The sequence below is a fragment of the Streptomyces sp. NBC_00510 genome, assembly GCA_036013505.1.
In the GTDB taxonomy this organism is placed as follows: domain Bacteria; phylum Actinomycetota; class Actinomycetes; order Streptomycetales; family Streptomycetaceae; genus Actinacidiphila.
The window spans coordinates 8,463,262-8,486,353 of sequence record CP107851.1 but is presented as its reverse complement, the minus strand read 5'-3'; the positions used below and the strand labels follow the sequence as shown (position 1 = coordinate 8,486,353).

The 23,092-nt window shown below is 70.2% G+C and carries 18 protein-coding genes; 11 read left to right on the top strand and 7 right to left on the bottom strand.

The genetic code is table 11. The features are described 5' to 3' along the window. Window positions 1-6: 6 nt before the first annotated feature. Genes OG937_38535 through OG937_38525 form a run of 3 tightly spaced genes read right to left on the bottom strand, consistent with a single transcriptional unit; the run spans window position 7 to window position 4,507 of the window. The gene (locus OG937_38535; GenBank protein ID WUD77188.1) at window positions 7-2,745 is read right to left on the bottom strand and encodes a glycoside hydrolase family 78 protein; all 2,739 of its coding nucleotides are present in this window, start codon (window positions 2,743-2,745) and stop codon (window positions 7-9) included. After that, complete coding sequence (locus tag OG937_38530; protein WUD77187.1) at window positions 2,742-3,563, bottom strand: carbohydrate ABC transporter permease; 822 nt, start codon at window positions 3,561-3,563, stop codon at window positions 2,742-2,744. The genes OG937_38535 and OG937_38530 overlap by 4 nt, the downstream gene beginning before the upstream one ends. Beyond that, on the bottom strand, window positions 3,560-4,507 hold the full coding sequence (locus OG937_38525) for a sugar ABC transporter permease (GenBank protein ID WUD77186.1): 948 nt from the start codon (window positions 4,505-4,507) through the stop codon (window positions 3,560-3,562). Before OG937_38525 ends, OG937_38530 begins: the two co-directional genes overlap by 4 nt. A gap of 261 nt (window positions 4,508-4,768) precedes the next feature. Between OG937_38525 and OG937_38520 the strand changes: the two genes are divergently transcribed. Continuing rightward, on the top strand, window positions 4,769-5,806 hold the full coding sequence (locus OG937_38520; protein WUD77185.1) for a LacI family transcriptional regulator: 1,038 nt from the start codon (window positions 4,769-4,771) through the stop codon (window positions 5,804-5,806). A 205-nt stretch (window positions 5,807-6,011) separates the two neighbouring features. Here OG937_38520 and OG937_38515 read toward each other — a convergent pair whose 3' ends face one another. Further along, complete coding sequence (locus OG937_38515; protein ID WUD77184.1) at window positions 6,012-6,737, bottom strand: RNA polymerase subunit sigma-70; 726 nt, start codon at window positions 6,735-6,737, stop codon at window positions 6,012-6,014. Between the two features lie 130 nt (window positions 6,738-6,867). Then, the gene (locus OG937_38510; GenBank protein WUD77183.1) at window positions 6,868-9,684 is read right to left on the bottom strand and encodes an AAA family ATPase; all 2,817 of its coding nucleotides are present in this window, start codon (window positions 9,682-9,684) and stop codon (window positions 6,868-6,870) included. A 459-nt stretch (window positions 9,685-10,143) separates the two neighbouring features. On the opposite strand from OG937_38510, the gene OG937_38505 reads away from it, so the two are divergent. The 9 genes from OG937_38505 to OG937_38465 all read left to right on the top strand — a co-directional run bounded on the left by OG937_38505 (window position 10,144) and on the right by OG937_38465 (window position 20,503). Next, a complete protein-coding gene (locus OG937_38505; GenBank protein WUD77182.1) occupies window positions 10,144-11,871 on the top strand; it encodes an FAD-binding protein in 1,728 nt (575 codons plus the stop codon). Between the two features lie 550 nt (window positions 11,872-12,421). Further along, window positions 12,422-13,630, top strand: a complete 1,209-nt coding sequence (locus OG937_38500; GenBank protein WUD77181.1) for an acyltransferase — start codon at window positions 12,422-12,424, stop codon at window positions 13,628-13,630. A 337-nt stretch (window positions 13,631-13,967) separates the two neighbouring features. Continuing rightward, window positions 13,968-15,197, top strand: a complete 1,230-nt coding sequence (locus OG937_38495; protein ID WUD77180.1) for an ROK family protein — start codon at window positions 13,968-13,970, stop codon at window positions 15,195-15,197. 54 nt (window positions 15,198-15,251) lie between these two features. Further along, window positions 15,252-15,404, top strand: coding sequence for a hypothetical protein (locus OG937_38490; GenBank protein ID WUD77179.1), 153 nt, complete (start codon window positions 15,252-15,254; stop codon window positions 15,402-15,404). Window positions 15,405-15,580: 176 nt separating this feature from the next. After that, window positions 15,581-16,654, top strand: coding sequence for an ABC transporter substrate-binding protein (locus OG937_38485; protein WUD77178.1), 1,074 nt, complete (start codon window positions 15,581-15,583; stop codon window positions 16,652-16,654). Further along, window positions 16,654-17,508: an ABC transporter permease gene (locus OG937_38480; GenBank protein ID WUD77177.1), complete on the top strand. Its 855-nt coding sequence runs from the start codon at window positions 16,654-16,656 to the stop codon at window positions 17,506-17,508. The genes OG937_38485 and OG937_38480 overlap by 1 nt, the downstream gene beginning before the upstream one ends. After that, window positions 17,484-18,263, top strand: a complete 780-nt coding sequence (locus tag OG937_38475) for an ABC transporter ATP-binding protein (GenBank protein WUD77176.1) — start codon at window positions 17,484-17,486, stop codon at window positions 18,261-18,263. Before OG937_38480 ends, OG937_38475 begins: the two co-directional genes overlap by 25 nt. Continuing rightward, window positions 18,260-19,594, top strand: coding sequence for an LLM class flavin-dependent oxidoreductase (locus tag OG937_38470; protein ID WUD77175.1), 1,335 nt, complete (start codon window positions 18,260-18,262; stop codon window positions 19,592-19,594). Before OG937_38475 ends, OG937_38470 begins: the two co-directional genes overlap by 4 nt. Before the next feature lie 18 nt (window positions 19,595-19,612). After that, window positions 19,613-20,503 carry a TauD/TfdA family dioxygenase gene (locus tag OG937_38465; GenBank protein ID WUD77174.1) on the top strand — a complete coding sequence of 297 codons (891 nt, stop codon included), beginning with the start codon at window positions 19,613-19,615 and terminating at the stop codon, window positions 20,501-20,503. Window positions 20,504-20,654: 151 nt separating this feature from the next. Here OG937_38465 and OG937_38460 read toward each other — a convergent pair whose 3' ends face one another. Beyond that, the gene (locus OG937_38460; protein ID WUD77173.1) at window positions 20,655-21,395 is read right to left on the bottom strand and encodes an SDR family oxidoreductase; all 741 of its coding nucleotides are present in this window, start codon (window positions 21,393-21,395) and stop codon (window positions 20,655-20,657) included. Between the two features lie 95 nt (window positions 21,396-21,490). On the opposite strand from OG937_38460, the gene OG937_38455 reads away from it, so the two are divergent. Continuing rightward, on the top strand, window positions 21,491-22,456 hold the full coding sequence (locus tag OG937_38455) for an AraC family transcriptional regulator (GenBank protein ID WUD77172.1): 966 nt from the start codon (window positions 21,491-21,493) through the stop codon (window positions 22,454-22,456). A gap of 156 nt (window positions 22,457-22,612) precedes the next feature. On the opposite strand, the gene OG937_38450 is transcribed toward OG937_38455, so the two are convergent. Beyond that, window positions 22,613-22,885: a DUF3253 domain-containing protein gene (locus tag OG937_38450; protein ID WUD77171.1), complete on the bottom strand. Its 273-nt coding sequence runs from the start codon at window positions 22,883-22,885 to the stop codon at window positions 22,613-22,615. Between the last annotated feature and the right edge of the window lie 207 nt (window positions 22,886-23,092).

The window sequence follows — 23,092 nt, the reverse complement described above, 5'->3', positions numbered from 1 at the left end:
CGGCGATCACGAAGGGACCGGTGAAGTCAGCTCCGGCGCAACGGCGCTGATGACGTAGTGGCCGGAAGCCAGCCGAACGGCGGCTCCGGCCGGGTGGGGTTCGACGGCGAGTACGCCGGGCCGGCCGGCCGCGGGCGCTCCGCCTTCCCGGACGCTGCCGGGGTCGGGCGTGGGCATGAGCAGCGTCGCGGTCGCGCCGGGAGGCACGGTGCAGGTCACCGTGAGCAGACCGTCGGCCAGGCCCCATCCGCAGGTGACGTGTCCGCGTGCGGTGTCCTGTTCGGCGCGGGCCCAGGTGAGCCGCCCTCCGGGCTGAGGGCGCAGGAGCAGTTCGCTGTAGGCGACCGAGGAGGGTGTCTGGTCGATGCCGGCGACGCGGCCGAAGAGCCAGTCGCCGACGCTGCCCAGGCTGTAGTGGTTGAAGGAGTTCATCGCGGCGGACTGGAAGCCGCCGTGGTCGGTCCACCCGTCCCAGCGTTCCCAGATGGTGGTGGCGCCGTGGCGGATCGAGTGTCCCCAGGAGGGGTATTCGTCCTGGTGCAGCAGGGCGTAGGCGAGGTCGGCCCGGCCGTGGTCGGCCAGGACCGGGCAGAGCAGGGCGGTGCCGACGAAGCCGGTGGTCAGGGTGGTGTTCCGCTTTTCGATGTCGGCGGACAGCTGGCCGACGGCGGCTTCGACGAGGGGTTCGGGCAGAAGATCGAATGCCAGGGCCAGCAGGTATCCGGTCTGGGTGCCTCCTTCGATGCTGCCGTCGGCGTGGACGTAGGACTCGACGAAGGCCGTGCGGATGGCGGCGTGGAGCTTTCGGTAGTGCGCCGCTTGCTGCGCGCGGCCCAGGACCTGGGCGGCGTCGGCCACGATCCGGGTGCTGTGGGCGAAATAGGCGGTCGACAGCACATCGCGTGGGGTGGTGACGCCGATCTGCAGCCAGTCGCCGTAGGAGTTCCCGGTCCGGTGGCGCCACCGGAGGTCGGGGTTGTGGCGGTGGATGTGTTCCACCCACGCGGCCATCGCGTCGAAGGAGCCTTCCAGGGCGCGCAGGTCGCCGTAGGTGCGCCACAGGTGCCAGGGGATGATCACTCCGGCGTCGCCCCATGCCGGTGCCGCCTCACGGTCGAGCGTCATGACGGGGGCGACGTCCCGGAAGGCGCCGTCGTCGTCCTGTCCGTCGAGCACGTCGCGCATCCAGCGGGCGAAGAAGGCGCAGACGTCGGCGTTGCGGCTCGCGGTCGGGGCGAAGATCTGGGCGTCGGCGAGCCAGCCGAGGCGTTCGTCTCGTTGCGGGCAGTCGGTGGGGACGGCGAGGAAGTTGCCCCGCTGTCCCCAGGCGATGTTGGACTGCAGCTGGTTGACCGTGGGGTCGGAGCACTCGAAGGTGCCGGTCCAGGGTGTGTCGTTGTGCAGTACGCGGGCCGTCACGTCGGCAGCGGCGAGCTCGCCGGGGTAGTGGTCGATCTCGGCGTATCGGAAGCCGTGGAAGGTGAACTGCGGCTCGAACAGCTCGGTGCCGGTGCCACCGGTGATGTAGATATCGGTGGCCTGGGCGCGGCGGAGGTTGTCGAGGTACAGCTCGCCGTCGTCGAGGACTTCGGCGTGGCGCAGGACGATCCGCCGCCCTCGCTCGGCGTCGCGGATGGTCAGCTGGACGCGGCCGACCAGGTTCTGCCCGAAGTCCACGATGTAGCGGCCGGGGCCGCGGTGGTGGAGGACGGCTGCCGGCAGGTGCCGGGTGACGCGGATGGGGTGATCGGGCTCGGCGACCAGCGGTCCGGGGTCGGTGTCGAGGACGGCGGCCGGGCGGAATCCGGCGGGGTCCGGGCCGGGTGCGTCCCAGCCGGGTGTGTGGCGGCGGGTGTCGACGGTCTGGCCCATGAGCAGGTCGGCGGAGCGGATCGCGCCGGGCTGTTCGGTCCATTCGGGGCCGGTGGCGACCACTTGGCGGGAACCGTCGGCGAAGTCCAGCACCAGCTCGGCCAGGAAGGCGGGGCGGTCGCCGTAGTGCTGTGCGGCGCGGCGCGGGTCGAAGCCGATGTATCCGCTCCACCAGCCGTCGGCGACGACGGCGGCCAGGACGTTGGGGCCCTCGGTGACCAGGTCGGTCACGTCGTAGGTCTGGTACTGCAGCCGGCGGTGGTACTCGGTCCAGCCCGGGGACAGTTCGGCGTCGCCGATGCGGGAACCGTTCAGACGCGGCTCGTACACGCCGCGCGCGGTGGCGTACAGGCGCGCCCGCACCGGCCGGCCCGGGGCCTGGAAGGCACGGCGCAGCTGCAGGGGCGGTGACAGCAGGGCCGAGTCTTCGGGGTCGTCGTCCTCGGGCGGGTCGAAGTGGGGGAGGTTGACCAGGTCCCGGCCCACCCACACGGCCGTCCAGTCGTCCGGGTGCAGCAGGCCGGTTTCGAACCAGGACTGCGCGCTGTCCCCGCGGGCGCCGGTCTCGTCCCAGACCTCGACGCGCCAGTGGTAGCGCGAGGCCGAGGTCAGGGCGGGTCCGTCCCAGCCGATGAGCAGGGTGTCGGACGATGCGCGACGGCCGCTGTCCCAGAGCAGGCGGGCTGGGTTGTCCAGGTCCGCGGGGCGTCCGGCGACGGTGATGCGATAGGCGCTCTGGGCGGCCGCGCGGCGGCGGCTGTGGAGCTTCCAGGACAGCCTCGGGTGTCGCTCCCCCGTCCCGAGGGGTTCGGTGCGCTGCTCTGTCTGCAGTGCGTAGGGGGTCAGGAGCGGCGGGTTCACTGCGTCGGTCATCCCTTCAGCCCTCCCGCGAAGCCACTGATGATGCTGCGTTGCAGCGCGAAGTAGACGGCCAGGATGGGCACGATGCTGATCGCCAGGGCGGCGAAGACGAGGTTCCAGTCGGTGACGTACTGGCCGAAGAAGCCGGCGATCGCCACGGGCAGGGTTTGCTGGGTGCTGCCGCTGAGGTACAGCAGCGGGGTGAAGAAGTCGTTCCACACCGCGACGGCGTTGAGGACGAGCGCGGTCACGGTGATCGGCTTGAGCATGGGCAGCACCACGTGGCGGAACCCCTGTGCCGGTGTGCAGCCGTCGATGAGGGCGGCGTCCTCGAAGTCGCGGGGCAGGGCGCGCAGGAATCCGGTGTAGAGGAAGGTGGTGAAGGGGACCTGCAGGCCGGAGTAGAACAGGATCAGTGCCCAGGGGGTGCCCAGCAGGCCGAGGTCGCGCATCGTCTGATAAAGCGGCAGCGCGGCGAGCTGGAAGGGCAGGATCAGTCCGAGCATGACCAGCAGGAACAGTCCGCGTGACCAGCGTGCGGTCGACCGGGCCAGCGGGTATGCGGCGAACGATGACACGGCGAGGATGACGACCACGCTGCCGGCGGTGACCAGCATGCTGTTGAACAGCGCGCCGCCCAGTCCGCCTTGCTGCCAGGCCTGGGTGAAGTTGTCGAAGGTGGGCGAGGTCGTCGGCCGGATCGGCGAGGAGGTGTCCGATGTCGGCCGCACGGCCAGGTTGACCAGGACGTAGACCGGGAAGGCGACCACCAGGGCGACGGCGATCACGGCCAGCTCGAGCGCGAAGGTGCGCTTGCGGTAGCGGTTCACGAGGCGGCCCTCTCTCCGCGGGCCAGCACGAGGTACTGCCCGGTCGACGCCACGGCAACGATGATCGTGAGGACGACCGCGAGAGCGATGCTGTATCCGAACTCGCCGAGGGTGAAGGCGTCTTTGTAGATCAGGGTGGACAGCGTGTCGGTGGCGTGGCCTGGGCCCCCGCCGGTCAGGGCGTAGACCTGGTCGAAGAGCTTGATCCCGCCGATGATCGACAGCATCAGATTGATGGTGAAGGCCGGGGCCAGCAGTGGACGGGTGATCGACCAGAACCGGCGGATCGGGCCGGCGCCGTCGATGTCGGCCGCCTCGTGGATCTCCTTCGGCACCGACTGCAGCCCGGCCAGGAAGATGACCATGGAATAGCCGCCGAACTGCCACACGATGACCCCCACGATCGACCACAGGGCCAGTTGCGGGTCACCGAGCCAGTCCTGCCGCAGGGAACCCAGGCCGACCGCACCGAGGAGGCTGTTGACGGCGCCGGTCGGGCCGAGCAGGTTGCGCCACAGGTAGGCGGTCACGATCGGGGTGATCACCGCGGGCGCGAAGAGCAGGACCCGAAGCACGTTGCGGGTCTTGATGAGGCTGTTGACCCCGAGTGCCAGCAGGAGCCCGAACGCGTTCTGGATGAGGGTGATCGACACCGCGATCAGCAGGGTGTGCCAGATGGCTTGCACCGCGTCCGGGTCGTCCAGCAGACCGGTGAAGTTGTCGAAGCCGACGAAGGAGAAGTTCGGGTCGAGGCCGTCCCAGTCGGTGAAGGCGTAGTACACGCCCCGGGCGCTGGGCACCAGGACGACGAAGGCGAACAGCAGCATGGCCGGGACGGCGAACCACCACGGGGAGGTGGCGCGGCGCCGGCCGGGCAGGCGGCCGGGGCGTCCGGGGACGACAGCGGCCGGTGGCGACAGCTGATCGCGCGAGGTTGCAGGCACTGGCGGCGCCCCCTTTCTTAAACGTTTCAATCCGATGGGTAACGTTTCCCAAAACGTGCGACAGACCCTAGGGAGGGGGGCGACGTAACGTCAAGATGTCGGACACGATGCACCGCAGTTGCCGAAGCCCAGGCTCACACTCTTCGGCTACGAACTGCGCAAAGGCACTGCCGGGCGGTACGGTTCGGCGGTGGGAAGGCGCTCGAGTGCGCTGTCCGTACACTGGGCAACGTTTCCCACATGTGTCCTGGAGGGAGCCAAATGGAACCGCCCGCGCAGCCCAAGCGCGTCACGATCGTCGACGTCGCGCGGCACGCCCAGGTGTCCACGACCGCGGTGTCCAAGGTGCTGCGCAACGCCTACGGAACCAGCCCCCAGATGCGTGCGAAGGTCCGCCAGGCCATAGACGACCTGGGGTACCGCCCCTACGCCGCGGCCCGGGGCATGCGCGGACAGACCTACACGGTCGGCGTGATGCTGCCCGACATCCGCAACCCCTTCTTCCCCGAGATCCTCGACGGGATCACCGACGCCCTGTGGGACACCGACTACCAGGTCCTCATGGCCCCGGGCCGCAACGGCGAGGAGGCGGAAGCGAAGGTCACCGAGGCCATGATCGACCGCGGTATGGACGGCATGATCCTTGTCGCGCCCGTCTCATCGCGATCCCACCTCGAGCGCGTCGCCGGCATGGTCCCGACCGTGGTCGTCGGCCGGCACGGCCAGTCCGCCGCCTACGACACCGTCTCCGACGACGACCTGGCCGGAGCCGCCTTCATCGTCGACCACCTCGCCGACTTCGGGCACCGCCGCATCGCGCACATCGAGCACGACGAGACCGACCCCCGCCGCATCGCGGAGATGCCCAACGCCATCCGCGCCGAAGGCTATCGGCGTGCCATGCGGGCCCGCGGCCTCGACAGCGAGATCGACATCGTCTCCACCACCTACACCCAGCAGGGCGGCTACCTCGGCGCGCAGCAACTGCTCGCCCGCACCCCGCGACCCACCGCCATCTTCGCCGGCGCGGACATCGTTGCCATGGGCGTGCTCCAAGCCGTCTCCGAAGCCGGCCTCAAAGTCCCCGAGGACATCTCCATCGCCGGATACGACAACACCACCTTCGCCGCCCTCGGCCCCATCTCGCTGACCAGCGTCGACCAGGCCGGACGCCACATCGGCACGAACGCCGCCCAACTGCTCGTCGCCCGCATCAGCGACCGGACCCGCCCCACCGCCCAGATCACCTTCTCCCCCACCCTCGTCGCCCGTCACACCACCGCTCCCCCGCCCAGCTGACCCACCCTCTGCCTGTCCGCAGAGAGCCTCTGCAAGGCCGCAGGCAGCGAGACACCCGCCTCGCGAGTTGAGCGCCCCTTCGATGCCGCTGAGTTCCTGTCGCGCGGCGTCGGCTCGGTCCTCGACGTCATGCGCGTTTCCGAACCCCCCAGGCTCGCCGAGAGAGTCTCCCTGCCCGCCTTGCCACCTACTCTCACGCAGTGCGTCAGCCCGGCCGGTGGCCCAGACGAGGCGACCGAGGCGACGGCAAGCGGTGCACATGGCCGTCGGGGGCGAGCAGCTGTGTCAGATCTTCGAGGTCGCCGGTGACAGCCGCGGTCTGGAAGGCAGCGACGAGGCGACGGTGTGAGTCGGAGGGGACTGGCCGCTCGCGGTCACTCCGCAGGCGGGCCTGCGCGCGGTGGACCAGTTGTCGTGCGTTCGGGGCGTTGGTCCGAAGCACGCCCGCAAGCTCGGCATAGGTGTAGTCGAAGCCCTTGCGCAGCACGTAGGCGGCCAGTGCGTCCGGCGTCAGCTTCGCCATGAGCAGGGCCAAGGCCTCGTTGATCGCCGCGGCTTGCTCGGCACGCAGCAGGGGATCCTGGGCGGCCCGGTCGACGCGGTCGACCAACTGCCACTCGGTCGGGGTTTCGTGGCGGTGTCGCGCGGACTGGATGACGTTGATCGCCAGTCGGGTCGTGGCCGCGGTCAGGAACGCGGCCGGATTCTCGATCTTCGTGCGGTGGGTGCGCTGCCAGCGCAGCCATATCTCCTGGACCACGTCTTCGGCTCCTGAGACGTCGCCGAGAACGTGGTAGGCAAGACGGAACAGTCGCGTCCGCTGGGCCAGGTAGATGTCGAGTGCGACGTCCAGGTCGTCCAGGTCGTCCGGGGCGGACCGGGCGACCGGGGGTTCGGTCGGCGTGGTCGTCTCCAGGCTGGGCGCGGACATTGAGGACTCCTCTTCGTGGGCAGCGCCCATCGAGGGCGATGCCTCCACCCTCGGTTCGCGGGACCGCTCACCGCGCCCTGGAAGTCCGTGGTCGAGTCCGTGGGGATCCCGGGGGGTCCCGCACCGGATCTCAGCCGGAGCGCACCGTGCCCGCGCCCTTGGTGTCCGTGGCCGGGGCCTTCGTGAGGGCACCCGGCAGCGCGCGGCGTGAGCTGATCCCGAGCTTCGTGTACACCTTCCGCAGGTGCCACTCCACGGTGTGCGGGCTGATGAACAGCTCCGCACCGATCTTCGGGTTCGTCATGCCGGCGGCCGCGAGGGTCGCGATCTGCGACTCCTGCGGGGTCAGGGCGCTCTCCGGCTGGGATTCCCTCACCCGGACGTGCTCGCCGGTGGCGAGCAGCTCGCGGCGGGCTCGCTCGGCGAACGCCTTCGCCCCCATTCCGTCGAACATCTCGTGGGCCGTGCGAAGGTGCTCCCGGGCCAGCGAACGGCGACGGCTCCGGCGCAGCCACTCGCCGTACAGCAGGTGGGTGCGTGCCACCTCCACCGCCACGACCACGCGGTCACGGCCGAGCTCCTCGATCGCGGTCCGGTACAGGCCGTCGGCCTCGTCGCCGTCGGTGAGGAGAGCTTGGCTGCGCGCGGTGACGCCACGGGCCCAGCCGGAATCGGCGGCGCGGGTGAGGTCGACCAGCCGGGCGAGCGAGGCCCGGGCCTGACCGAGCTCGCCGCACCGGGTCGCGGCCTCGACGTGTTCGACCAGCGACAGGCCGGTGAAGTTGAACCCGTCGTGCTCGATGCCCGAGCGAGCGGCCACCAGGGCCTGGTCGTAGCGTGCCAAGCCGTTGAACAGCACGCCTTGGATGTAGCCCGTGACGCCCAGGAGGGACACCTCGCCACGTTGCGCGGCCCTCTCCTTGGCCTCTTCGATGAAGGGGGCGGCAACGTCCTCGTCGCCCCGCCACGCGGCCAGGACAAGCGTCGCGTATTTGTGCGGGGCGTGGCCGGTCGCGGCGGCGATCGCGTCGGCCTCGTCGATCATCCGCTCCGCCTCGGCGAATTCACCGGTGTGGATGTGCACCCCGCTGGCGTAGATCAGTGCCGGGGGCAGCGCGCCGAGCGCTCCGATGTCGCGAGCCAGGCGCACCGCGCGAGTGGACAGCGTGTCCCACGCGCCCAGGTCCCAGGCGTAGTGGATGAACGCCTCCAGCGCGACCGGGGCCAGGAGGAGCCAACGCATCGTCGCCTCGCGGGTGCTGACGTCCTCGTGTGCGAGGGGCTCCAGCGCGCGGCGCAGTGCCCGGCCACCGGCCTGGTGGTCGTCCGCGAGGAGCGTGGCCACACCGTCCAGGAGCAGGTCGGCGGCGTTGGAGCCCGAGGGGGGCGCCCCGGACCCGCGGGCCGCGATCGCTGCCGCCTGGGCACCTGCCGGACCGTGGACCCTGCCTGCGAAGATGGTCGCGCTGATCGCCTCGAGGTAGGTCTCCCCCGCCAGAGGCGATCCGGCAGCGGTGAACTGTGCGGCGGCGTCGAGGAGCAGCGGTGCCGCTTCGTCGCTGCGGCTGCGGGCGAAGAGGATCCTGGCACGCAGGCGCGCCAAGCGGGCGCGGTCCAAGGGGCTGAGGGGACTCAATTCGGCCAGCGTCGCCTGCTCCGTGGCGCGGTCAGGGGAAGCGGCCGAGAAGTGCGCCTCGGCGGCCGCGAGAGCGCGGCGTCCCCGGGACCAAGCGTCCGGCGTCACCTCGGCCGCGCGCTCCAGCAGCACCGCCTCGGCCGCCATGCCGCCCCGCTGCCGCGCTCGGCCGGCTGCCTGCTCCAGACCTGCGGCGACCTCCTCGTCCGGCCCGTCGACGGCCTGCGCGGCATGCCAGGCGCGCCGGTCGGGATCCAGGACCGGGTCCGTGGCCTCGGCCAGCGCCCGGTGCACCGCGCGGCGTTCTTCGGGGTCGGCCTGGTGGTAGACCGCCGAACGGACCAGCGGGTGCCGGAACCGGACGGACTCACCGAACTCGATCAGGCCGGCCGCCTTGGCCGGTGCGGCATCGGGAGTGATCTTCAAAGAGGCGGCTGCGCGGACCAGCAGGCGCGCGTCACCGACCGGTTCCGCCGCGGCGATCAGCAGCAGCGTCCGGGTCGGCGCGGGCAGCGAACCGAGCCGGCTGGCGAAGTCCCGTTCGATCCGGCTCGACACCGCGACTGGGACACTTGGGGAACTCGAGTCCAGCCCGTAGGCCAGATCGGCGGCGCTACGGCCGCGGGAGAACTCGAGCAGCGCGAGTGGGTTGCCGTGCATCTCGGCCACGAACCGGTCCCGGACCCGCTTCTCCAGCCGCCCACCGACGGCGGCCTCGAGGAGCTCTCCCGCCGCGGCGGCGTCGAGACCGCCGATCCGCATCTCCGGCAGACCGACCAGTGCGGCCCGCCCCTCGGGGTCGCGTACGGCGAACGCCATCGCGACCGCCTCGGCGAGAAGGCGCCGGGCCACGAACTCCAGTGTCTGCAGGGAGACCTGGTCCAGCCACTGGGCGTCGTCGACCACGACGAGCACCGGTCGGGTCTCCGAGGCCCGGGTGAAGAGAGTCAGCACGGCGAGGCCGACCAGGAAGCGGTCAGGCGGGTCTCCGGCCGCCATCCCGAATGCGACGCGGAGGGCATCGCGCTGGGGTCCCGGCAACGCTTCGACCTCGGTCAGGAACGGCGCACACAGCTGGTGCAGACTCGCGTAGGGCAGTTCCATGTCGGCTTCGATACCTCGCGCCCGGGTCACCGTGACCCGCGACGCCTGGGTGGCCGCGTACTCCAGGAGCACCGACTTTCCGATGCCTGCTTCGCCACGGATCACCCATACGCGGGACTCACCTTTGCGCAGTCCGACCAGCAGGTCGTCGATTGCCGCACACTCGCGATGCCTGCCAACCAGGACGGGAAGCGGGCTGGCGGTCATGCGGTGCGGCTCCTAGAGGTTCCTGGGACGGCTCCCACGACGGTTGCCGGGACGACCGTCGAAACCATACCTGGGGCGACCGCCACTTTCACACTTCGTGTCACACTATTGTGAAGAGTGGGAGGGTGTGCCGAACGCGTGGGCCTGGAGCGGGCCACGCCTGAGGCCGGTGATCCGGGTCCCTGTCCCGCGAAATTCGGTCTCGCGGGTACGTTCCAGAAACCGCGTGCGGCACCGGCGTACGCCTTCGACCGGCACAGGATCCGGCGGACCTGACGACGGTGGGACTGCTCCGCCTCGGCGATACGCCGCATCACCATCACGGCGTCGGCATGCCCGGCTGGGGATCCCCAAGCGTGTGACTTACTCCACAGCGAAAAATTTCCCGGGGCTGTCACGGACGGCGCCGCTATCGGGTCAGGCACTGCCTATCGTCCGTCCGCTGTCCCAGGAGGTTCCATGTCATCGCCCGGACACCAACTCGCGACGTCCGTTCTCGTGGTGGGGACCGGTGGGTCAGGCCTTCGAGCGGCCATCGAAGTCGCCGAGGCCGGTGTCGCGGTCATCGCGGTGGGCAAGCGCGCGGCCGACGATGCCCACACCGTCCTGGCATCCGGCGGTGTCAACGCGGCGCTGGCCACCACCGACCCCGCCGGCACGTGGGAGCAGCATGCGGCTGACACGTTGCGGGAGAGCCACTCGCTGGCCGACCCACGCACCGTGCTGGTCGTGGCCCGCCACGCCGCGCGGGGAGTCCACGACTTGGAGCGCTACGGCATGCGTTTCGACCGCCATGGCGACGGCCGGATCGCTCAGCGCCACTTCGGCGCCCCCGCGTACCGACGCACCGCACTCGCCGGCCACTCCCCCGGCTCGGAGGTGCAGCGAGTGCTCCGCGAACGCGCGAACCGGCTCGCCATTCCCATCCTGTCGAACCTGTACGTCACCCGACTGCTGGTCGACGACGGGACGGTGTTCGGTGCCTATGGATTCGACCTCGTCGACGGCTCGCGCTACGTCGTGCATGCCGACGCCGTGATCCTTGCGACCGGAGGGCACACGCGCATCTGGCGGCGTGCGTCGTCGCGTCGCGACGAGAACACCGGCGACTCCCTCCGCCTGGCCGTCGAGGCCGGTGCCCGGCTGCGTGACGCCGAACTGGTGCAGTTCCACCCCTCCGGGCTGGTCAATCCGGAGAACGCGGCCGGCACGCTCGTCAGCGAGGCTGCGCGCGGCGAGGGCGGGGTCCTGCTCAACAACCTCGGTGAGCGGTTCATGGCGCGCTATGACCCCGAGCGGATGGAGCTCTCCAGCAGGGACCGGGTCGCGCTGGCGTCCTACACCGAGATCAAGGAGGGCCGCGGAACCCAGGCCGGCGGTGTGTGGCTCGACCTGTCCCACTTGCCGCGCGAGACGGTCCTGACGCGGCTGCCGCGCGTGCACCGGACCCTGTTGGACCTGCAGATGGATGTCACTCGCGATCCGATCGAGGTCGCACCGACCGCTCACTACTCGATGGGCGGTGTCTGGGTCCGGCCCGAGGACCACAGCACCGATGTCAACGGGCTCTTCGTGATCGGGGAGGCCGCCAGTGGTCTGCACGGCGCCAACCGGTTGGAGGGAAACCCCCTGATCGAACTGCTCGTCTACGGCCGTATCGCCGGCCGGGCCGCTGCGGAGTACTCGGCCGAGCTCACCGGCCAGCAACGGTCGCTGGGGGCGATTCGTGCCGCGGAGGCGGAGGTCAACCGGCTTCTGGCCGCAGACGGCGACCAGAACGTCCGCGGGCTGCAACGGTCGGTGCGGCACCTGATGACGAAGCACGCCGGCGTCGTACGGGACGAGGCCGGACTCGCCGCCGGACTCGCCGGACTCGACGAGATCGAGACGCGAATGGCGGACGTGGGTGTGCACGTCGACATCAGCGGCTTCCAGGACCTCGCGTTCGCCTTCAACCTCCGGTCCACCGTTCTCGCCGCTCGAGCGACACTGGAGTGCGCTTTGGAGCGGCGCGAGACACGAGGCTGCCACAACCGGTCCGATTACCCCGACCTCAACCCGGACCTGACGGTCAACCTGGTGTGGTCGCCGGAGACCGGGGTGCGCCGCGAAACCGTACCGCCGATCCCCACCGACATCGCGGAGTTGATGCAGGACGTGTCAGCCGACGGCACGGTGCTCGAATAGGGGGCTGAGCCCTGCGGGCACCGCTACCCGGACCGCGCCATCGCGCCCGGATCCGCCGCGGAGGACCGGGCTGTGGCTCCAGCCGTGCCGCTCGAGCGGGGTGAATGTCCCCTGTCTTGAGTCGTGTGAACACTGTGAAGCGGATGCCGTTCCTGCTCGGTCCCGACCGCCTTCTCTCCGGATTCCCGGCGCCGATGCCACCGCGCACGCTTCCGCACGAAGCCGACGCCAAGACGTCGGATACCTCCCTCACCCCCCAGAAGTCCCAGAAGAACCATGCCTGAGCGGTAGAAATCAACGCTCACGTGCGGTCGACATGCGGCTTCCGATGGCGTCGACGTCCTGACCCCGCCGATGAAGGTGTGGAGAGCGGGAGAAGAAACACACTCCTATACAGCGTGTGTATACATGGCATGTATAGTCCTGGGCGTGCTCACCGGTCACACCGTCCTTGGTTTCCATCTGAGCGCCCAACCAATGTGCGGCCATGCCCTGTTCTCCCTGGGGCTCATGGCCTGCGACGAACGATCCACGAAGAGGGGCACACGGCATGAGCGTGCATCCTGGTAAGGAACGACAGGCCCGGAGTCACGGCCACCGCACCGCCGAGATCAGCGGGTCCCTCGACTCCGGCCGGCCGCAGAAAGGGCCGGTACGGCTGGCCGCCATCGACGGGCTCCGCCTGGTGGCAGCGGCCATGGTGGCCGCCTACCACTATCTGGGCACGCCCACCCCACACTTCTGGGGAAAGACCGAACTCAAGGACACCATCCCGCTCCTGCACACGATCAGCGGTTACGGCTGGCTCGGCGTCGAGTTCTTCTTCGTCATCAGTGGATTCGTCATCTGCATGAGCGGCTGGGGACGTACACCCGCGCAGTTCACCGTCTCCCGCATCTCACGCCTCTTCCCGGCCTACTGGTGCACGGTGCTCCTGGTGGTTGCGCTCCTCGTGGTCGCGCAGCTGGGTCACTGGGATGCCGCCCCGCGCATCGACACCCGTACGGTCCTGGGAAACCTGACGATGGCTCCGGGCCCACTGGGCCTTGATCTGGTCAGCGGCGTGAGCTGGACGCTCTGGGTGGAGGCCCGCTTCTACCTCCTGATGGCCGTGCTGCTCATCTTCGGGCTGACCTATCGAAGGATGGTGGCGTTCTGCGGAGCCTGGCTCCTGGCCGGTGCCATCGCACTTGAAGTTGACTCGCCGATACTCAACGAGTTCGTACTGAGCCGGTACGCCGGCCTCTTCGTCGCCGGAATCGTGCTCTACCTGATGCGCAGGTTCGGCCAGAACCTGCTGCTGTGGCTGCTGCTGGGTTTCGCCTGGTGCTACGCACTCACCGTGCTGGAATTCCGCGTGGCAGACCATGCCAGTGGCGAGGGACGGCCCTCCTGGGCCATGTGCGCGGTCATACTCACCCTCTGCCTCGCGCTGCTGGCGCTGGCCGGTGTCGGACCGTGGGCTGGAGTGCGGTGGCGTTGGCTGATCACAGCCGGAGGACTGACGTATCCCTTCTACCTCGTCCACCAAAGCATCGGGATCCCCTTGGCCAAGGGACTGCTCAAGGCAGTGCCAGGGCTGGGACTACTGCCGTCGATGACGGTGTCTCTCCTCTTTGTGCTTGGTCTCGCCGCGCTCATCTACACACAAGTGGAACGACGGTTGGGACGCCTCCTACGACACCGCCTCACGCTCGACGTCGACATGCCCGGCCGGACGGCAGGGGCGGCAAGAGCGGCAATCCCGGCCGCGCGGTAACACACCGAAGCCCGGCCGGTGCCGGCGGTGGACCGGCGGCCCGTCGAAGACGACGCACGGTCCCGGTCGCCGGACCCGGCGACCGGGACCAGGACGACTGACCGACCGGTGGTTCTCCGTCGATGGCCGTCCGAATCGGCGGCACCTGGGCAGCGGCGGCCTCATTTGCTAGCTTCGAGCCATGGTCGCCCAGGCTGAGAACTTCGCGTCGCGTCGCTATGTCGACCTGCGACGCCAGGGCACGGCCACCTGTCGCCACAGCTAGGCCGGCCGGAACGAATCCGGCCGCCGAGACGCAGACGGCGCAGTGTCGGACCAGTTCCCGAGGAAGTTCCCCATGCCTCGCTCAGCGGTACCCATTCCCCAGGTCGCCCTTCCCTCTCCCCCGGCCCCCGCGGTGGCCGGCCGGGCCTCGGACGGCGCCAGGCGCAGGAGAAGCGCCAGTGTCGTCCTGCGGTCCGTGCTGGAGCACGGGCCGGTCGCGCGGAGCACCATCGCGGCTCTGACCGGCTTGTCCCCGGCCTCGGTGTCCGATCACTGCGCCCAGTTGGGGGCTCTCGGTCTGATCCGGGAGGCCGCCGTGCCCCGGCGGTCGAAGGGGGTCGGGCGCCCGCACATACCCGTCGACCTGGACGCCTCCCGGTTCGTGGTCGGCGGGGTGCACGTGGCGGTGCCCTACACCACCGTCGCCCTTCTGGACCTGCGCGGGCGGGTGCTCGCCGAACGGCGACTGGGTCACGGCGACGGCATTGAGCCGGGCCGGGTCCTGGCGAACGCCGCGGACGGGCTCGGTGCGCTGCTGAAGGAGGCCGGCGACCGTACCCCGCTGGGCGTCGGCGTGGCGGCCGGGGGCTGGGTGGACCGGGAGTGCGGGACCATCGTGGAGCACGGGCTGCTGGGTTGGCGTGACGTTGCCGTCCGGGAGGCGATCGGCGTGCGCACCGGCCTGCCGGTCCATGTGGACGGGCACGCACGGGCGTTGGTCAACGGGGAGCGGCTGTTCGGGCAGGTGCGGGGCGCCCGGAGCCTGCTGCACCTGTTCGTGGGGAATGTGGTGGACGCGGCCTTCGCCACCGGCCACGAGGTGCACCACGGCCCCCGCTCGCAGGCCGGGGCGATCGCCCACCTACCGGTGGAGGGCGGCACGGAGCCGTGCGGCTGCGGCCGTACCGGGTGCCTTCAGGTCGAGTTGAGCGAGCGGACGCTGTGCCGCCGGGCGCGCGAGCGGGGTGTCATCCGCACCGCGAATCCGATGCACGTGGTGGACGCCGCGGCCGACGGCGACCAGGTGGCCGTACGGCTGCTGATGGAGCGCGCCCGGATGGTCGGTCGGGCGGCCCGGCTGCTGCTCGACGTGCTCAATCCGGACACGGTCGTGGTCACCGAGGTCGGGGTGATGTACCGGGAGGACTGCCTCGGTGCGCTGCGTGAGGCGGTGGGGCCGGAGAGGGGGGCGGTGGTCGTGCCGACCAGTTTCCCGGACTCGGTGCTGGCCGTGGCGGGCGGTTCGGTGGCGCTCGACGTGCTCTACCGGGATCCGCTGGGCGCGTCACCGGGGCGGACTTAATTCAGAAACTCCGAATGTTGACAGGGGTTGCGCGTGGCCAGGAGCATCCTGTGCATGAGCAGCGCGCAGGGCTTTTCCCCGGTGTTCCGGTCGCGGCAGGGCCGCGACCGGAACACCGGTGTCGCGCTGACGCCGTCGCGGCAGGTCAGGCTGACCAAGTGCCGTGTCATCGACCTGATGCGGGTCGGTCGCACTCTGTGTTGCTGAGTTGTTGACGCGTTGCCGCGTTGAGGCATTGACGTTGACGCGCTGACGACGCCGTACTTCCTTCTTTTTGCCGCGCCTTCGGCGTGTGCCTGTTTCTGCGCGCGATTTCCCTTCCTGGCTTCGCCCTGCCCGGAAACACGCGCGTTTCCCGTCCCATGAACTCCCGGAGTGCTCCCATGCCACCTTTGTCCCCCTCCCCATCCGGCGTCGACCGGCGGCTGTTCCTGTCCTCCCTGCTCGGCGTCGCCGCCGCTGCCGGGCTCGCCGGCTGCGCGGGAGCCAGCGCCGACGTCGCCCGGTCCAAGGGGGCCGCGTCCGCACCGCTGGCTTCCCAGGTGCCCTCCGGGACGAGCCTGAAGATCGCCTCCTACCAGGGCGTCCAGCAGCTCCAGTTCAAGCTGGCGGGCCTGGCCGACCTGCCCTTCACCGTCGCCGACTGGCTGAACATCGGGGCCGGTCCCGATGTCATCAACGCCTTCCGCGCCAAGTCCCTGGACCTCGCCAACAACGCCGGGATCCCGCCGATCCAGGCGCATTTCCAGGGCTACGACGCGAAGATCGTCGCGATCAACATCACCCGCAAGCCCACCTATGCCTTCGCCACCAAGCCCGGCAGCGACATCCAGGACGTCCAGGGCTTTCGGGGGAAGAAGCTGGCCTTCTCTCAGGGGCAGGCGCAGGGCGTCGTCCTGCTGCGCGCCCTGAAGAAGGCCGGGCTGAAGTACGACGAGGTGAACCTGGTGCCGCTGACCAGCAACCAGTTCCTCACCGCGCTCCAGGCGGGCCAGGTCGACATCGCCCCGCTGGCCAACCAGCAGGCCCCCGCCTACATCCAGCAGTACGGCTCCAAGGGCGCGCGAACCATCGCCACCGACGTCGTGGACCTCCTCAACCTGCTGTGGGCGCCCTCCTCCGTGCTGGCCGACCCCGCGAAGGCCGCCGCGGTCGCCGCGTACATCCCGCGCTGGGCGAAGGGCCAGGTGTGGGCGTACGAGCACCCGGACGCCTGGAACCGGGAGTTCTACGTCAAGACCCAGAACCTCACCCTCGTGCAGGCCCGGTCGATCACCGCGCTCACCAACAAGCCGCTGTTCCCGCCGAGCTGGGACGAGGCGGTGAAGTGGGAGCAGGAGACCGCGGACCTGCTGGCCGAGGGCGGCTTCGTGAAGGGGTTCGACGTCGACTCGCTGTTCGACCGGCGCTTCGAGGGCATCGCGGCGAAGGCCGTCCCTGCCGAGTACCGGAGGTGATGACCATGACCGCCACCGAGACGGCACCCGTGGTGACCCAGCCCGCGACGAAGGCTCCCGCGGTACGTCGCACCAAATCCCGCCGCCTTGCGCCCGGCAAACGGCTGCCCGCCTCCCGACTCGTCGGCCCGGGCCTGTTCGTCGCCCTGTGGGCCGCCGCGTCCGCCGCCGGTCAGCTCGACCCGGGCGCGATCCCGGCCCCCTGGACGGTGCTGCGCACCGCCGGCCGGCTGTGGACCGACGGGACGCTGCCCACCGACGTGCTCACGTCGCTGGAACGCGCCGGATACGGGTTCGCCCTCGGGCTGACCGCCGGCGTGGTCCTCGCCCTGGCGGCCGGGCTCAGCCGGGTCGGCGAGGCCCTGATCGACGGTTCGGTGCAGCTGAACCGTGCGATCCCGACCCTCGGTCTGATCCCGCTGTTCATCCTGTGGCTCGGCATCGGTGAGACCTTCAAGATCGCCATCATCGCGATCGTCGTCTACATCCCGATCTACCTGAACCTGCACGCGGCACTGTCCGGCATCGACCACCGTTACGTCGAACTCGCCGAGGTCCAGGGCCTGTCCCGGATCGCCTTCATCCGGCAGATCGTCATCCCCGGCGCGCTGCCCGGCTTCTTCGTCGGCCTGCGGCTCGGAGTGACCGGGTCCTGGCTCTCCCTGGTCGTCCTGGAGCAGATCAACGCCACCAGCGGCCTCGGATACATGATGTTCCAGGCCCAGAACTACGGACGCACCGACACCATCCTCGTCGGCCTGCTGATCTACGGCGTCTTCGGCCTGGTCTCCGACAGCACGGTCCGCCTCATCGAACGGAGGGTGCTGTCGTGGCGACGCACGCTGAGCAACTGACCGATGTCGAGGCCGCGGCGGTCCGGCTCACCGGGCTGACCCGCTCCTTCGACGGCCGTACCGTCCTCGACGGCATCGATCTCTCCATCCCGGCCGGACAGTTCACGGCCCTGCTCGGCCACAGCGGCTCCGGCAAGAGCACCCTGCTCCGGGCCATCGCCGGGCTCGACCACCACGTCGTCGGCAGCGGCGAACTGACCGCCCCGGAAAGGGTCTCCGTCGTCTTCCAGGACTCCCGGCTGCTGCCCTGGCGCCGCGTGCTCGACAACGCGCTGCTGGGGACGGACGGCAAGGAAGCCACCGAACGCGGCCGCGCCGCCCTCGCCGAGGTGGGTCTGGCCGGCCGCGAACGGGCCTGGCCCAACGAACTGTCCGGCGGTGAGGCACAGCGCGCCGCGCTGGCCCGCTCCCTGGTCCGCGACCCCGAGCTGCTGCTCGCCGACGAGCCCTTCGGCGCCCTGGACGCGCTCACCCGGATCCGGATGCACGCACTGCTGCGCGCGTTGTGGGAACGCCACCGGCCCTCCGTACTGCTCGTCACCCACGACGTGGACGAGGCCCTCGTTCTGGCCGACCGGGTGCTCGTGCTCGACCGGGGGCGCATCGGCCTGGATCTGGCCATCGAGCGCCCGCACCCGCGCTCGCACCGCGACCCGCTCCTGGCCGAATACCGCGAGCGCCTGCTCACCGCCCTCGGCGTCACCGAGCACCGCCACCACCAAGAGCACCCGAACCTCGGGGAGGAACACCAGTGACCGGGCGCCAACTACACCTCAACGCCTTCCTGATGAACACCGGCCACCATGAGGCGTCCTGGCGTCTGCCCGAGAGCGACCCGTACGCGAGCGTCGACCTGGACCACTACCGCAACCTCGCGCGCATCGCGGAACGCGGCACCTTCGACTCGATCTTCCTCGCGGACGGCCCGGTCCTGTTCAGCGAAGTCGGCCAGCGCCCCTCCGGTGCTCTGGAACCCCTCACCCTGCTCACCGCCCTGGCCACGGCCACCGAGCACATCGGGCTGATCGCCACCGCCTCCACGTCGTACAACTCCCCCTACAACCTCGCCCGCCGTTTCGCCTCCCTGGACCACGTCAGCGGCGGCCGCGCGGGCTGGAACATCGTCACCACCGCCGGCGTCGAGGCCGCCCGCAACTTCGGGCTCGACGACGAGCCCGCCCACGCCGACCGCTACGAGCGCGCCGCGGAGTTCCTGGACGTCGCGCTCAAGCTCTGGGACAGCTGGGAGGACGACCTGATCGTCGCGGACAAGGCGGCGGGAGTCTGGGGCGACGAGCGCAAGATCCATCCGCCGCGCCACAAGGGGAGGTACTTCAGCGTCGAAGGCGCTCTCAACGTCCCCCGCAGCCCGCAGGGTTACCCGCTCCTGGTGCAAGCGGGCTCGTCGCAGGACGGCAAGCGGTTCGCGGCCCGGTACGCCGAGGCGGTCTTCACCGCCCAGCAGACACTGGCGGACGCACAGGCCTTCTACGCCGACCTCAAGGACCGGTCGGGCGCGGTCGGCCGCGACCCCGACCACATCAAGGTCCTGCCCGGCATCGTCCCGGTCATCGGCTCCACCGAGACCGAGGCACGCGCCCACGAGCAGGACCTCGAGGACCACATCGTCCACGAACACGGCCTGAAGCGTCTGGAACACCTCCTGCACCTCAAACCGGGCGTCCTCGAACTCGACGCCCGGCTGCCCTCCGACCTGCCGCCGGAAAGCGCCATCGAAGGGGCCAAGAGCCGCTACACCTTGGTCGTGGAGCTCGCCCGACGCGAGCACCTCACCGTTCGGGACCTCATCGCCCGCCTCGGCGGCGGCCGCGGCCATCTGACCTTCACCGGCACGCCCGAGCAGGTCGCCGACACGATCGAGAAGTGGTTCCGGCTGGGAGCCGCCGACGGCTTCAACATCATGCCCGCCGTCCTGCCGTCCGGCCTCGCTCTCTTCGTCGACCACGTCGTGCCGATCCTGCGCTCCCGCGGCCTGCTGCGCACCGAGTACGGCCCGCGGCAGACCCTGCGGCAGCGCTACGGCCTCCCGCATCCCGCCAACCAGCACACCGCCGCTCTCGTCTGAACCCGGAAGGACGCGCCCATGCCCGAGATCGAGATCCGCAAGGTCACCGCCCACATCGGCGCCCAGGTGTCCGGCGTCGACATCGCCAAGCCCCTCGACGACGACACCGTCACCGCACTGCGTGCCGCCCTCAACGAGCACAAGGCACTGGTCTTCGACGGCGTCGACCTCGACGACGACGGCCAGCAGGCCTTCGCCCGCCACTTCGGCGACCTCACCACCGCCCACCCCACCGTGCCCTCGGTGAACGAAGCACCGAACGTGCTCCCCGTGGACAGCGAACGCGGCCGCGCCAACCACTGGCACACCGACGTCACCTTCGTCCTCAACCCGCCGCAGGCCAGCACCCTGCGCAGCATCACCGTCCCGCCATACGGCGGCGAGACCCTCATCGCCAACGCGGCCGCCGCGTACCGCCAACTGCCCGAACCGCTGCGGCTGCTCGCCGACACCCTGTGGGCCGAGCACACCAACGACTACGACTACGCGCTGCCCGACGAGGAGATCGACGAGGAGAAGGCCGAGCAGCGCGCCCAGTTCACCTCCATCGGCTACCGGACCGCCCACCCGGTCGTCCGGGTGCATCCGCTGACCGGTGATCGCGGCCTGTTCATCGGCGGGTTCGCGCAGCGGATCGTCGGCCTGTCGGTGCCGGAGTCCCGCCGGATCCTCGACCTGCTCCAGGCGTACGTCACCCGGCCGGAGAACATCCTGCGCTGGCGCTGGTCCCCGAACCAGCTCGTCCTGTTCGACAACCGGATCACCCAGCACTACGCCATCGACAACTACGACGGTCTGCCGCGCCGCCTGCACCGCGTGACGGTCGCCGGAGAGGTGCCGGTAGGCGTCGAGGGCAAGGCGAGCTACTCGATCAAGGGCGACGCCTCGCACTACACGTCGGTCGCCTGATACGCGGGTGAGCCGTAGCGTTCGCTCCGCATCGACCGTGCCCGCCTGAGCGGTTGGCCCCTCCGCCCGCGCGGAGAGGCCAACCGACAGTTCGTTTCACCGCGCAGCCCACAGGCGGTGGGGCCTCCCCCGACGCGTCACTTCCTCCGTCTCACTGCCGGGCGCCCTCCCGGTCACCATGAGTTCCTGACTGTGTGAGGAGCGCGCCGTACGTCTCGCCCGGGTCTGCGCTGAGCGCCGCCTTCGCCAAGCGGGTGTCCTCGTCCGCGAGGACTTCCAGCTCGCCGGCCTCGAGTCCGTCCAGGGCTTGGCGCACGACATCGGCGGGGTCGTTCTTCGGGATGTCCCACCCGCTCATCATGTCCGTGTCGGTCGAGCTCATCAGCAGGCCGGTGACCTGGGTGCCCTGCCCCGCCAGCTCCAGGCGGACGCCGTTGGTCAGGCTCCAGGCGGCCGCCTTGGCGACCGCGTAGGAGTTGGCCCCCGGGTAGGAGAGCCACGACAGACGCGAGAGAACGTTCAGGATCGCGCCGCCGCCGTTCGCGGCGAGCACCGGGGCGAAGGCACGCACGACCGACAGGGTGCCGTAGAAGGAGGTGTCCAGCTCGCGACGGATCTTGTCCAGGTCACCGGTGACGAGGTCCTGGTAGAGGCTGATGGCAGCGTTGTTGATCAGCAGCGTGACGTCCGATGCGGCTGCGGCCGCAGCGGTGACGGAGGCGGGGTCGAGGAGGTCGAGGCGCAGGCGCTCGGCGCCCGCGATGTCCACGCGCTCGGGGTCACGTGCGGTCGCGTACACCTTGGCACCGCGCGCGAGGAGTTCCTCGGCGAAGTGACGGCCGAGCCCGCGAGAGGCCCCGGTGATCAGTACAGTGCTTCCCGAAATCTTCATGGCCTCACCGTATGACGCAGACCCTGAGTGGAACGATGGCTCAATAGCGCAAGAACATGTCTGTTTGCCTCACTGCACTCGAGTAGACTGCATTCATGGATCTGCTCGCCGAGGTACTGGCCCTGTCGGATGTTCGGGGAGCTGTCGGTGCGCGCATCGAGGCCGGCGAGGACTGGGGCTGGTGGTGGACCTCCGCGACGCCGCGCGCGTCGCTTCACGCGGTCACCGGGGGAACGGTCTGGGTGGGTCTGCCCGACGGCCCGCCCCTGCAACTGATGCCGGGTGACGTCGTCCTCCTGCCCGGCGGGGCCGCGCACGCACTCGGCAGCGACCCGGCAGCAGTGACCCGCACGGGGCCCCGCACGTTCGACGACTGGCATCTCACCGGCTCCGGAACCGTGTCGATCGGCACCGGACCGGTACGTGCCCGCATCCTGTGCGCCGACTACGACCATGATCGGACGGTCTCGACGCAGGTGCTCACTCTGCTGCCCGACGTGGTCCACCTGCGCGCGGGCGACGACCCGGACGGGCTGGCCCAAGACACCGTGCGCCTGCTCGGCCGCGAACTCGCCGCTCCGCGAGCGGCCACCGGCGTGGTCCTTGACCGACTCGTGGACGTACTGCTCGTCCAGGTGCTCCGGTCCTGGCTCGCCTCCGGAGGTACGTCCGTCCCCTCCTGGCTCGGGGCTCTGGACGACCCGGTGGTGGGAGCCGCCGTGACCAAGCTCCACGAGGAACCCGCCAGGCCATGGACCACCGCCGCCCTGGCCCGTGAGGTCGGAGTCTCGCGCGCCACTCTCGACCGCCGCTTCGCCACCGCCACCGGCGAGTCGCCGGGCGCATATCTCACCCGCTGGCGCATGGACCTCGCCGCGCGGCGCCTGCGCGACACCCACGACAGCCTCGACACGATCGCCGCCTCGGTCGGCTACTCCTCCGGCTACGCCTTCAGCCGGGCCTTCCGCCGGGCGCGCTCGCAGCCGCCGGGCCAGTTCAGGGCGACCGCCCGCACCGAAGGCAACCCGGCCCCGGCAAGCGCCGCCACCACAGCCCTCTGATCACCGCGTCCAACCGGGTGCCTCCCCCATACGACCAACGGACCACCGGACCACGAGCAGCGGGTTGACCCGGTGGGAGCTTGACCCGGGGTGGCTGGGGCCCACACCGAGTACCCGAGACGGCGACCCACACTCTGTGGTGTGGCCCCGAACAGGTCAGCGGAGACGGCGGATACGGATGGGGCCGCGGGCCTTGGCCGCCTCGACGGGACGGCCGGCCTGCGTAATCTCCACCTCGCCGGCTGCGGCCAGCCGCCGGGCCGCTCGCCGGGCCGGTTCCATGAGCGCGCGCCAGCCGTCGTCATCCCCTTCATAGACCGCCCGCGCGGCGTCAGAAGGGCAGATCGTCGCGGTCGGCGCACGACGGTCCAACAACTCCAGGATGGCTCGCTCCAGGCGCTGGTCCGTCTGCCGTTCCTTGTGCGGCACTCAACCAGTGTCGCAAGGCCGATGAGCGGTCGCTTCAGCGGCCGTCGCCCCGACGCATCGCTGACCGGAGTCGCTCAGCTCTGTGCCTTCCGCCTCATCCTGGACCTGCCGTAGGCGACCACCGAGACCACGACGATGAGCATGACCGTGTCCTCGGACAGGGTCCGCGTAGGTGATCCTGGTCACCAGCCCGGAGAGGTGGAGACC